Origin of the sequence: Marinobacter sp. M5B (genome assembly GCF_042604615.1) — a bacterium.
GTDB classification, from domain to species: domain Bacteria; phylum Pseudomonadota; class Gammaproteobacteria; order Pseudomonadales; family Oleiphilaceae; genus Marinobacter; species Marinobacter salarius.
Genome location: NZ_CP156894.1, coordinates 1648725 through 1661247, shown reverse-complemented (window position 1 = coordinate 1661247; position 12523 = coordinate 1648725). Strand labels below are relative to the sequence as shown.

10 protein-coding genes are annotated in these 12523 nt (G+C 58.3%); 2 read left to right on the top strand and 8 right to left on the bottom strand.

All coding sequences use genetic code 11. The features are described 5' to 3' along the window. Positions 1-2 precede the first annotated feature (2 nt). Positions 3-785 carry a DUF4123 domain-containing protein gene (locus AAGD24_RS07475; protein ID WP_136633646.1) on the bottom strand — a complete coding sequence of 261 codons (783 nt, stop codon included), beginning with the start codon at positions 783-785 and terminating at the stop codon, positions 3-5. Then, positions 778-2844 (bottom strand): type VI secretion system Vgr family protein, encoded by a 2067-nt coding sequence (locus AAGD24_RS07470; RefSeq protein WP_379867017.1) that lies wholly within the window; start codon positions 2842-2844, stop codon positions 778-780. Before AAGD24_RS07470 ends, AAGD24_RS07475 begins: the two co-directional genes overlap by 8 nt. Positions 2845-3025: 181 nt before the next feature. On the opposite strand from AAGD24_RS07470, the gene AAGD24_RS07465 reads away from it, so the two are divergent. Then, complete coding sequence (locus AAGD24_RS07465) at positions 3026-4051, top strand: NADP-dependent oxidoreductase (RefSeq protein WP_379867016.1); 1026 nt, start codon at positions 3026-3028, stop codon at positions 4049-4051. A gap of 26 nt (positions 4052-4077) precedes the next feature. Here the strand turns inward: AAGD24_RS07465 and AAGD24_RS07460 are convergent, their stop codons facing one another. Genes AAGD24_RS07460 through AAGD24_RS07435 form a run of 6 tightly spaced genes read right to left on the bottom strand, consistent with a single transcriptional unit; the run spans position 4078 to position 10948 of the window. Further along, positions 4078-5043: an NAD(P)H-quinone oxidoreductase gene (locus AAGD24_RS07460; RefSeq protein ID WP_036206891.1), complete on the bottom strand. Its 966-nt coding sequence runs from the start codon at positions 5041-5043 to the stop codon at positions 4078-4080. Between the two features lie 32 nt (positions 5044-5075). After that, entirely contained in the window at positions 5076-6188 is a 1113-nt protein-coding gene (locus AAGD24_RS07455; RefSeq protein WP_036206063.1) for a DUF3524 domain-containing protein, read from the bottom strand. A gap of 15 nt (positions 6189-6203) precedes the next feature. After that, entirely contained in the window at positions 6204-7934 is a 1731-nt protein-coding gene (locus AAGD24_RS07450) for a sugar phosphorylase (protein ID WP_126810389.1), read from the bottom strand. A 1-nt stretch (position 7935) separates the two neighbouring features. Then, positions 7936-9156 (bottom strand): glycosyl transferase, encoded by a 1221-nt coding sequence (locus tag AAGD24_RS07445; protein WP_036206058.1) that lies wholly within the window; start codon positions 9154-9156, stop codon positions 7936-7938. A gap of 29 nt (positions 9157-9185) precedes the next feature. Further along, positions 9186-9989 carry a mannosyl-3-phosphoglycerate phosphatase gene (locus AAGD24_RS07440; protein WP_075195568.1) on the bottom strand — a complete coding sequence of 268 codons (804 nt, stop codon included), beginning with the start codon at positions 9987-9989 and terminating at the stop codon, positions 9186-9188. A gap of 11 nt (positions 9990-10000) precedes the next feature. Further along, positions 10001-10948: a hypothetical protein gene (locus tag AAGD24_RS07435; RefSeq protein WP_227544243.1), complete on the bottom strand. Its 948-nt coding sequence runs from the start codon at positions 10946-10948 to the stop codon at positions 10001-10003. Between the two features lie 115 nt (positions 10949-11063). On the opposite strand from AAGD24_RS07435, the gene AAGD24_RS07430 reads away from it, so the two are divergent. After that, entirely contained in the window at positions 11064-12518 is a 1455-nt protein-coding gene (locus tag AAGD24_RS07430; RefSeq protein ID WP_379867013.1) for a YdiU family protein, read from the top strand. Positions 12519-12523 lie beyond the last annotated feature (5 nt).

Below are 12523 nucleotides of genomic sequence, written 5' to 3'. Positions count from 1 at the left end.
AATCAGTGTGCGCCCTGCAATGCCTCACGCATCAGAGCTTCGTGTATGGTTTGCACGTGTTCCGGAGACAGTTCGGTGATGGCGTCACCGCTGGTCAACCGCCGTAAATGACGTTCAACTTTCTGGCGGGCGATGGGCCCAGGATACCGAACCAGGGGCGTCTGCTTTTTCTTGCCAAGCGCCGAAACCGTATTGTCCACCAGTTGCCCCCAGCAAAGGGCTGCAATTTTCTTCAGAGCTTCGGCGGGCAGAACAAACCATGGAAACTCTTCTACAGGTTTGGCGGTATCCGGGGCACCCGGGTGCTCAATGACCTCGCCTCCAGGCAACACCACGGTTGCTATCGGCCCCATCAATTGGGCGCGGCATGTCTCATCAACGCTTTCCAGAATCGCGCCAAAATACCGTGCGTCCCAATAGCGAAAGAACACCTCTTGTCGGTCTGGCAGGAGAATCTTGGTCAGGCTGCGGATGTGGCTGAACACCTCCTCCAGCGTGGCGTTACTCACTAATCCCCAGCCCCAGTCGGCACTGTCGGATTCGTCGATCCAGCCCAGGAATGCGCTTGTTTCCGTTACCTGTGCCAGGAATGGCATGACTTCGTGCCACCCCGCGTATTGAGTGCCCTGAAACAGCGGAAGGGCGGTCAAGCCATCCATGGCGTAAAAATGACGAACAGGCTTCGAAGCACTGGTGCCACTCAGTACAAGATAGATGGCGCTTTCGGGCCCAGCCTGCTGACGAACATCGTCAAGACGTGTGCAAAAACCTTGCGATTCAGACATCACACACCCCATCTCGACACTTCACGCACTCTTCACAGAAAGGTGCATCCGACATCAGGTTGTTGAACTGTGGTGCGGTGAGGGGCACTTCGGGCAGCGCTGCTGGCTCAATGGCCTGATGGACCAGCCCCTCCAGGTTCTGGGGCATTTCCGCCATCACCACACCTTGCCCGGAACCACTGCCCGGTGCCCCACCAGAGTTGATCTTGATACCGGGCCCTGCCAGGGTCACGCCGCTCGGGTCCAGTTTCAGCAGGCTGCCGCCGGCGGAGATGGTGAGTTCTGCACCCGCGTCCAGCACCACTTTGGCGCCTGCCTTGTGGTGAACTTCGGTGCCCGCTTCACTTAGCGTGCCCTGGGCGGATTTCTGGTGGAAAGTGCCACCGATGTTCTGACTGCAGTCGCCGCCGACAGTCTGTCGCTTCTCACCGTCCACAGTGCAGTGGTCGCTGCCCTTGATATTGCTGAACTCGTTGTTGTCCACCGTTCGGTGGCTTTCGTTCTTAACCACCTCGGTGCGATTGTTCTCCGTCAACAGGTCCAGGTCTTTCTGGGCGTGGACGTAGATCTGTTCCTTGTCCGCTTCGTCTTCGAACCGCAGTTCGTTACTGCCCTCACCCTTGTGGGTCTGGGTCTTGAGGGTGGTGCGGGTCTTGTGCTCCGGCAGCGCGTACGGCGGCGTATTGGTGGCGTGGTAGGTTCTTCCGGTAATGATCGGCTGGTCCGGGTCGCCGTCCAGGAAGCTGACGATGACTTCGTTGCCGATTCTCGGCAGCGCCATGAAGCCATACTGGCCACCGGCCCAGCCCTGGCTGACCCTGAGCCAGGCGCTGCTGTGTTCGTCGTTTTTTGAGTACCTATCCCAAGGGAATCGCACTTTGACGCGTCCGTGTTCGTCGCAGTGGATCTCTTCGCCTTTGGGGCCGGTGACAAGGGCAATCTGGGGGCCGTCCATCAACGGGCGGTGTTCGACCTGTGGCCGCCAGGTGCGATCTGCGGGGATGGCGTTGAAGGCGTTGTGGTAGGTGGTGGCGCCGTTGTTGCCATCCTCTTCCAGGGCCTGGGGTTGTTCTCCGGTGTGGGTGATGCTGGTGAACAGCCATTCCCGGTTCAGGCGTGGGTTGTCGTGGTCGGTGAGTTCGACTTTGGCGCCCACGGTGAAGTCGGGGCGGTTGCTCTGGCCATCGGCGATGGCGGCGTCGTTCCTGAGGGCATCGAGACGGCTTTCGGTAAAGGGCTGGCCGCTGGCATCCGCTTTGAAGCGGCCGGGGTAATCGTAGTGCTGGTAGTCTTCCCGCTGGCCGTCGAGTTTGTCGGCCTGGTGTTCGTGCATCAATGCATAGGCGGGGTTCTTGAAGGTGTAGTCCTTCATGACCACGGAGGCGGCTTTCACCCGTTCCCGGTAGCGGAACTGGAAGACGGTACTCTGGCGGGTGCTGCCGCCAGCCTTGGCGTTGTATTCCACCGGCTCGAGCCGGGGGGCATCGCCGTGGTGGTCGGCGATGATGAGGGCGGGTTGGTCGTTGCCTTCCACATCGCCGTGGTAATAGCGGTAGTGCCAGCCTTCTTCGGCGGCCAGCCGTTCGACAAAGGCCAGGTCGCTTTCCCGGTGCTGGACGCAGTATTCCCGTTCTTCGGGGGTGCGTTTCAAATCAAACACGGTATCGATAAGGCCCCGCTCTTCCAGCAGGGTGCGCACGATGGCGTCGGTGGCCTGGGTCTGGAAGATGCGGCTGTTGTGCATCAGGTCGAGGCGCCACAGGGGTGGCTGAACGATGACGTCGTAACGGGTGCGGCGGTGGCCGGAATCACCCCGGACAAATTCGTTGATCACGCCGGTAAAGCGCCGCAGCGGAACGCCATCCTGCCACATCACCAGTTCCACGGGCTGTTCCAGCACGTCTTCGGGGGCGATGTCGGGGGAGGTACTGGCCAGTTCCAGCTTGCAGTAGCAAAGCCTGGAAAGGTACTCGGTCAGCTCGAAACGGGCGACCACGAACAGGTCTTTGGGGAGTTGGCCAAGGGTGGCCGTGAACTGCAGTCCGGTTGCCTGGGGCATGTCTTCGGTCCCTGAAGATGTCTGAAATTGGCGTCGTTCAACAAACAGCTCGTCCTGAGCTTGGGTGATTATAACGATCAGGCAGGAGAATGTAACCCCGGTTTCGCAAAGCCGGGATGTTGACCTCAAAACGAATCTGCTGCACCCTAATCTGGTTTCATTATGCAACCGGAGATGATTTGTGACCAACCATACCAATCGAGCGGTGATTCTCAAGCAGCGCCCGCAGGGCGAAATTCAGGAGGGTGACCTGGCCCTTGAAGAGCGGCCAGTCCGCGAACTGAAAGAAGGTGAGGTCCTGGCCAAAGTGCTATGGCTGTCGCTGGACCCTTACATGCGCCCCCGCATGAACGATGCCAAGGGCTACATGGATCCTATTGGCCTTGACGAGGTCGTCGTTGGCGAAAGCGTCGCACGGATCGTCGAGTCCCGGTCAGACAACCTCAAAGTGGGTGACCTGGTGACCTGTTACTCGGGCTGGCAGGAGTATGTAGTGTTCCCTGCCAATGCGGAGATGGTCTACAAGATTGAACCGAAGGACAACGTGCCCCTGCAGGCCTACCTTGGCGTTGCCGGGATGCCCGGACGCACCGGTTATTGCGGCCTGATGTACGTGGGCAAGCCGACATCCGGCGAGACCGTTGTGGTGTCCGCCGCGTCTGGCCCGGTGGGCACGGTGGTTGGGCAAACCGCCAGGAAAGAAGGTTGCCGTACTGTCGGCGTGGCCGGAGGCCCGGAGAAATGCCGGTATGTGGTGGAAGAGTTGGGTTTTGATGCCTGCGTGGATTATAAGGCCGGCAACCTCGAAGCCGATCTCAAGGCCGCCTGCCCCGACGGCATCGACATCTACTTCGAAAACGTGGGCGGTGCCGTAACCCGTGCCGTGGCGCCGTTACTCAACCCTGGCGCTCGGGTACCTATCTGCGGCTTCGTGTCCGCTTACAATGCCGAGGACATGGGGTCCGTGGAAACACCTTTCCACGTACTCAAGGCGCTGGACCCGGTGCCGGAGCACCGTTTCTTCCTGGTCACAGAGTGGCAAGACAAACATCAGGAAATCACCAATATCCTGGCGGACCGTGTGGCTTCTGGCGAACTCAAATACCGCGAGACCATCGCGGAAGGCCTGGAAAACGCACCGGAAGCCTTCAAGGGTATGCTGAAAGGGAAAAACTTCGGCAAGCAGTTGGTACACATCGCCGATTGATCCGGAAAACCTCCAGGGAAGGAGGTTTACCCGGCAACCTGCAACAAGACTTTCCCGATGTTTCGATTCTCCGCCACATAGGCCATGGCTTCCCCGGCCTTCTCGATAGGCCAGGCACTATCAATCACCGGATCAATCTGCCGGGCACTGAGCAGTGGCCAGACATGCTTATACAGGGCACTCATGACGTCACCCTTGTCCGCCACGGGCCGGGACCGAAGGGTTGAGCCGATCAGGCGATGGCGTTTCATCAACATCAACCCCAGATCGACTTCCGCCATACGACCGCCCATCAGGCCAATGAGTATGATGCGGCCATCCATATTCAATACTTTCTGGTCTTCGGCGATGTAGTTTCCGCCAACGGGGTCCAGCACCATGTCCACCCCGCCCCAGGATTTGATGGCATCGACGAACGAACCGTCCTTGCGATTCCAGACACCGCTGGCGCCCAGCCTTCTGCAGATCTCGAGTTTGTCGTTGTCGCCGGCCGTGGCAAACACCGGATTGCCGAGAGCCGTTGCCAATTGAATCACGGCCGTACCAAGGCCACTGGCCGCTGCGTGGACCAGCACTTTCTCACCAGGCTTGAGTGCAGCTTCGTGATAGAGATTCAGCCAGGCGGTCGCAAACACTTCAGGAATGGCCGCTGCCTCTTTCAGGCTGTAACCCTTTGGAACGGGCAACACCTGAACCGCAGGCACCACCACATGGGTGGCATAACCACCGCCCGTAAGCAGTGCGCAGACTTCATCACCGGGTTTGAGGTTATGAACACCCTCTCCCACCCTGGAAATAGTCCCGCTGACTTCGAGGCCCAGGATGTCCGACGCCCCGGGCGGTGGCGGATACACACCGGCTTTCTGCATCAGATCCGCACGGTTGATGGCGGTCCACGCAATATCAATAGCCACATGATTTTCGGGCACCTCGGAAGGCGCTTCATACGCTTCCCAGCTCAGTGTGTCGCCACTGACTTTGATGGCTCTCATCATCTGCGCTTACTCCGTGTTTTGGGTCAGGCTCAGGATACCGTCTGCTGGCCCAGGGTTGCACTGATCACTTTGTAATATTTCATTTGCAGTTCACTGAGCCGCCAATCTCCGGGTCTACAAATCTCCGGTGGTTGATGTATTAAGCGGCTTAGTAGACCGGCTGCGGCGTCAGCCTCCGCCGCTGGATTATCCGCGTGACTGGCATAGCGTTGCGCCGCTGGTACATATTCCGGGTAGGCCAGCCGGTCCGGCGCCAATGCCAGGCAGCCAGATGCCATCGCCTCCAATACCGACAGCCCCTGGAAATCATGAAGAGCGGTGGAGATAGCCACATCGGCTTCGCCCAGCAACCGGTCGTAATCCGCCCTGCTCTGCAGGTATCCCCAGTTCACTATGCGCTCCCGGTGTCGCTCACGTATACCACCGAATGCCTCGGGCTCCTTGCGAAACTGCTCCCCTACCACACTCAACCGGAAGTCCTGGCCGGCGCCGGCAAGCGAATCCAGCAACAGAGACAGCCGGTCTGGCGCCTTGTCGTATTCCCAGCGGTGATTCCATAGGAGGTGGGGGCACTGTGCGTTGATCGGTTTCTCTCTTTCAACAAACAGGCGGTCTTCGATCGGCACGGGAACGACCTGGGATTTCCTGCCGATACCCTCCAGCAGGCCATCGGGGAGCCCGTCCGGCATCATTTCCAGGAAACGTCGGGCGCCATCCAGAAAGCTGTCCCGGTTCCACGCGCTGTTGAACAGCACTTTATCCGCGGCAACGGCGCTGTAGAGATTAACGATTTTGGGCTCGGCACTGGAATGCTGCCGGCCGGAATCCGGGTAGGCAAACTGGTTCTCATGCATGTAGAGAATCGTGGGCGTACCCGCCAGATGAGGATGGAACCCCTTCAGGGACGCCAGATCCACCATGGAGGTCACCACCAGGAGATCATAGTGGGCCTTTAGCGCCGGCTCCTGCAGCCAGGTCAGTGCATTGCCGCGAATCCGCCAGCGGAAAAAGCGGGGCGGGAGCGCCAGCACCTCCCAATCGAAATCAGGCTGGCTGGCCACCAGTTGTTCACGCCAGCGTTGATGGCTGCCGGCGTCGTAGGCGGACAATAGTAAAATGCGGGGCTGAGCTGTCGATGGCATCCGCGCATTCTGCCATCATTCCCGGTTCGACAACCACACACTTTGATAGGGCTTGAGGGTCAGGCTGCCAGACAGATCGTCAATCTTCAGGCCGGAGATCAGGTCCTGCCACTGGTCGGTTCCTATCAGGTTAATGTCGCCAAGGGACACCTGCTGGACCTCATCGGTGATGTTGTGAATGCAGAAGATCGACTGGTCACGGCGCATGCTCTGGCGCCAGAAGCCGAACAGCTGCAAACCGAGATGGAGGGTGAACTGGGTAGCGTTGGGGTGGAAGGCGGGCTGCTTTCGGCGAATGGCAATCAGGCGCTTGAGCTCGGTGAACACGTTGTGATGATGGCTCAGCGGGTCCGCCAGCTCTGCTTCCAAAGTGTCCAGATTCCACTGCCCTCGGTTGATGGAACGCAGACGACCGGTGTTCTCAACCCGCTCATGGTCGTTCTCAGTGCCCAGCAGGCTGTGGATGTAGAACGCAGGAATCCCTTCCAGGGCCAGCATAACGGTGTGAGCGCAGATAAAGCGGTGCAACTGCCAATGGTCAGAGCCTCTCTCCGCTGTTCCCTTTAAGGCATCAAACAACGCCACGTTCATTTCATAGGGCTGATCCTTGCCATCTGGCGTACGCCGATAGGAGACTTTACCGCCGAAGGATTCCATGGTGTTGATCAGTCGCAGCTTCTCTTCTTCCGTCAACAGGCCGTCTGTTGGGCGCAGGCCCACGCCATCATGGGAGGCAATGAAGTTGAGATAGGTGGTGCCCATCTGCGCCGGCGGCATGCTCATCAGCCAGGTTTTCAGGTGGCGGCAGTTGCCAGTGACCAGAGTGTTGATCAGCAGCGGCGGCAACGAAAAGTTGTAGATCACATGGGCTTCGTTGGCGTTGCCGAAGTAGGTCAGATTCTCGCGGTTGGGAACGTTGGTTTCCGTAATGACAACGCTCTCGGGGGTGTGGTGTTCAATCAACAGGCGCAGAATCTTGATCAGTTCGTGGGTTTGCTGCAGATGGATGGACGGCGTACCCACCTCTTTCCATAGAAAAGCCACCGCGTCGAGCCGGAAAATGGTCACGCCCCGCTCAAGATAGTAGCGGATGATGCCCACAAATTCGTTCAGCACCTGGGGGTTTGCAAAATTCAGGTCCACCTGGTCTTCACTGAAGGTGCACCAGACGTAACGCTCGCCATCCTCTGTCTGTACGGCGTTAAGCAACGGGGATGTGCGGGGCCGGACCACAGCGCTCAGGTCGTCTGTTGGCCTGGCCTCGAAGAAGTAATCCTTGCCAGGATCGACCCGTTTCCGGAAATTCTCGAACCAGCGGCTGCGGGCCGACATGTGGTTGATCACCAGGTCCGCCATCAGTTTGTAGTCGTCAGCTATTCGCTCGATGTCTGTCCAGTCGCCATGGGATTCATTGACCGCCAGATAATCCATAACGGAAAAACCGTCGTCCGAGCTGTAGGGGAAAAACGGCAGGATATGCACGGCGGACATGGTGTCATTCAGGCAGTCGTCGAGAAACCGGTTCAGGGTCTGAAGTGGCTTCTCACCCTTGCGCTGGACGGTGTCCGCGTAGGTAATCAACATGACATCAGATTCGTCCCAGTTATTCTGGTGGGCCGGGGGCGCCGACGTACCCCACGCCAGCCCCATGGTTTCGAGCAGTTGATCCGCGAGGACGCCCGTATCCGCTTCCGGGTAAACCACATCCAGCATCGTGGCGAGCTTGTGATGCAGGGTATTGCTCATGCTACCGATACTCCTCGTTGTCCAGCTCTACGGCCTCGAGAAGCTGTTGCTTGATATCCGGAATGGCACTGGTGACGCGATTCCAGCTCGGAATAAACGGTGTGTCCATGGGGTTGTCCAGAAAGTAGGCCCCTGCCCGCATGACATTCTGGGCAAACAACTCCACCGCTTTCTCTTCCTTATGCCGGTCAAAGCTCAATCCGTTGATCACCGCATCGCTCTGGTAGGTTTCAACAAAGTCCAGCGCAATGCGGAAGTAGGCCGCCTTGATGGTGCGGAACTTTTCGTTGGAGAAGATTTCGCCATTGGTGGCCAGCTTGCGGAACAGGGCCTTGCTGATGTCGGTGCTCATTTTGGACAGGCCGCGGCTGGCGTCCTCCGGCGATAATTCCTGATGCTTATGATCGTAGGTATCCGCGATGTCCACCTGGCAAAGGCGGTTGGTGGCATAGTTGCGCTTCATCTCCGAGAGCACGCCCACTTCCAGCCCCCAGTCGCTGGGTATGCGCAAGTCGTTAATGACGTCGGTCCGGAACGAGAATTCCCCCGCCAGCGGATACCGGTAGCTGTCGAGATAGTCCAGGAAGTCGCTAGGGCCGCACACTTTCTTCAGCGCACGAATCAGGGGTGTGACCAGCAACCGACTAACACGGCCGTTCATTGCGCCATCCGCTACCCGGGCGTAGTAGCCTTTGCAGAACATGTAATTGAAACCGGGATTGGCCACCGGGTAGATCAGCCTTGCCACCAGGTCACGGGAATAGGTCAGGATGTCGCAGTCGTGGAGGGCAACCGATTTGCTCTTGCCGGAGGCAAGCACGTAACCAAAGCAATACCAGACGTTCCTCCCCTTACCCATTTCTGTGGGTGCCAGGTTCTGCTCGCGCAGTTGCAAATCCAGCGCTTTCAGCCGTGGGCCGTCGTTCCAGAGCACACGCACATGCTGGGGCAGTTCGGAGAAATACGCCAGGGCGTGCCGATATTCCTCCTCGTTGGCGCGATCAAGGCCGATGACGATCTGCTCGAGATACGGCACTTTGGCGAGTTCTTTCACAATGTTCTTAAGGGCCGGGCCTTCAAGCTCTGAGTACAGGGATGGCAGCACCAGCGACATCGGTCGCTCTTTGCGGAACCCCATAAGTTCCCGCTCCAGCTCTTCCACCGGCCGTCGGCACAGGTTATGAAGGGTTGTGATGATGCCGTTCTGGTAAAAGTCGCCCATGGCGGCTCTCCTGTGGTTAGTACCCGGTTTCAGTAACCGTACTCAATCAGAAGATTCAGCACGCATTCGTTCCACCCCGCCGGACCGGCCTTAATGGACCGTATTGCCCGGCTCTGGGATGGCAGGGATACGCTCTCTGAGTGGACGCCCCGAACGATAACCGCGATATCGGCTTCCTCCAGCATGTGTTGGTCGTTGGGACTGTCGCCCAGTGCAATGGCAATCAGCCGGTCCTGCTCAAAGTGTTCCCTGTATTTACCCAGCAAAAAACGGACCCCATCGGCTTTATCAAAAGTGCCCATGGCATGGAGAAAGCGCCCGCCCTGCACCAGACGGCAGTCGTGTTCATCCAATTTCTCGCGAAATTTGGCCAGCGAATCCTCGTCTCCTTCCCACAGCAATGGCTCTGTGCCGGCGCGGTCTTTCGCCAGTTTTGCTTCCGGTTCAGAGAGTTTGGCGTGCCCGGCCAGCTCCGCCGGGCTCATATCCGCAAAACTGCGGAACTGAAAACCCTCAGCCCGACATTCCTTCAGCAGGGTTAACACCTCATCCCGGGATGCCCCAAAACTCTGCACTTGCTCAGGGCCCGGTCCAAAACAGTTCGCGGGGACAATAACGGCAGCGCCATTTTCAACAATGAAAGGCGCCGTGTTTCCCAGTTGCTCCCGCACGGCGTGTATCTCTCCTGCGGTTTTACTGGAATTGAGCACCACCGGGATGTCCGCCGCCGCCAGCCGCTCAAGCGCTGGCTTCGCAGGCGACCAGTCGTAACTGTCGTGGTCCAGAAGTGTGCCGTCCAGGTCGGAAAACAGGAGCAGTCTGGGTTTGGCCATGGCAATGTCCTCTATTGGCGCTGACGGATCAGCGGTTCACCGAAACTGTGGTCTTCACCGACATTGATCACGCAATCGGCGCGGGCGGGCATTTCTTGCAGGCTGGCGCGGGTGATCCGTTCGTAGTGCATGATGAATCGGGCAATTTCCTCATTGCTCATGATGCGTAACTCATTCCCGGCCTTTTGATCAGACGCGCTCTCTTTTGGTGCAGCCCGAGAACGATCCCTTAACTTCTGCTCCTGTAGGGTGCGCCATGTCAGCACGCACTCCATGGAGGGAGCACGCAGCATGATCAGGCTGTCGAGCTGGCTGAAAAACCGACCATACTGACCTTTCAGGCAGCTATTCACGTTTCGACGCCACAGGCCCTCAGGGTCCTCGGACCGCTCCAGTTCGTTGACTGGCTCCATCAATTCCTCTTCGCTACCCGCTGGAACGGCTCCCACGCACCAGCCCTCCACCAGGATGATGTCGGCCCTGCCCTTGAAAACAGGCCACTGTGCTTTCGGGTAACGGTCATCCCGGGACTTATCAAACGCTGGAATGGCGGTTTCCGTGTCCCGGTGGGCGGCTTTCAGTTGGTCAACAACGTGCTGCCCCAATGCCAGGTCGTGGGTGCCGGGAACGCCCCGGGTAATGAACAGCGGGTGGATTTCGTTTGCTCGCTGCTCCCGCTCTGCACGGGTGAGATAGAGGTCGTCGAGGGAAAAACTGGCCGTGGGGATTCGATAATGATTGGTCAGCAGTTCCCGGAGGAACAGGGTCAGCGTGGATTTTCCAGTACCCTGAGCGCCGTGGATGCCAATGACGATGGGCTCGTTTCGGGCCTGTTTGAGACTGTGCAGGTGCTGGGCCAGGGGTAGGATGGTCTTTTTGACGGTGTCGGCGTAGGAATCGGGAAGAGATTCCTGTTTGATCAATGTACGGATGGTATTGGTCAATTCGGGTGAGGACACGGTTGACGGCTTCCCTGTTGGTTTGTTTTGAGTTTTGCAGGTTTTGTACCAATTGGAGTATAGGCAGTGGTTATTTGGTTTGTGGGAGATTGGAGTTATCTGGGACACTGACGCTATGAGCAGCAACCCGTTTAAAGTCGAACATCGTTATCTTGAGCTTCCGGACAGTTTTTACACCCGGGTGCCGCCCACGCCGTTGAAGGACGCCCGGATGGTGTGTTTTAACCACGACCTGGCCGGGGAGATGGGTTTTCACACGCAGAACCCCGAGGACTGGACCGGCATTGGTGCCGGGACGGAATTGCTGGAAGGCATGGACCCGGTGGCGATGAAATACACCGGGCACCAGTTCGGAATGTATAACCCGGACCTGGGCGATGGCCGTGGGCTACTGTTATGGGAGACGGTGGGCCCTGATGGGCGACGCTGGGACTGGCACCTGAAGGGGGCTGGGACAACGCCCTATTCCCGTTTCGGGGACGGCAAGGCCGTTCTGCGCTCCACGATCCGCGAGTACCTGTGCAGCGAGGCGATGGCAGCGCTGGGAATTCCCACCACGCGGGCATTGTTCATGGTGAGCGCGAAAGACCCGGTGCGGCGTGAGTCGATTGAGACGGCGGCGGCGTTGGTGCGAGTGGCCCAGACGCACATCCGATTCGGGCATTTTGAGTTCGCAGCGCATCATGAGGGCAAACAGGCCCTGAAAACGCTGATTGAGCATGTGATTGCGCTGCACTTCCCTCACCTGATCGACCTCCCGGAGGACGAACGCTATCAACGCTGGTATGTCGAGGTGGTCGAGCGCACGGCGCGGATGATTGCCGACTGGCAGGCCGTGGGGTTCTGCCATGGGGTGATGAACAGCGACAATATGTCGATTATCGGGGACACCTTTGACTACGGCCCCTATGCCTTCCTGGACGATTTCGACGCCGGTTACATCTGCAATCATACCGACCAGGGCGGACGCTACGGCTACAATCGCCAACCCAATGTCGGGTTTGTGAACTGCCAGTATCTTGCGAACGCGCTGCTTCCGATCATGAACGAGGACGACGTAAGACGGGGGCTGCGGCGTTACGAGCTTGCCTACAACGAACGCTTCCTGCAAAACATGCGGGATAAGCTGGGGCTGGCCCAGGAAGACGAATCCGACCTCAGCCTGATAATGGACACCTTCAGCATGCTGCACGAGCACCATGTGGACTACACGCTGTTTTTCCGGGGGCTATCCAACCTCACATCGAAAGGCTCATCACCGGTCCGCGACCTGTTTGTGGACCGCAGTGTGGCGGATGAATGGCTCGGGCGGTATGAACAGCGCCTGCAATCCGAAATCCGCGCCTATGACGAGCGGGAATACCAGATGCGGAAGGTGAACCCTAAGTACATTCTAAGGAACTATCTTGCGCAGCAGGTGATCCTGGAAGCCCAGAACGGCGACTACGAGCCTATGAAGGAGTTACTGGAGGTCTTGAAGAAGCCGTTCGATGAACAGCCGGGGTTCGAACAATACTCAGCGCCTCCCCCGGACTGGGGGAAGCACCTGAGTATCAGTTGTTCTTCCTGAGTTCT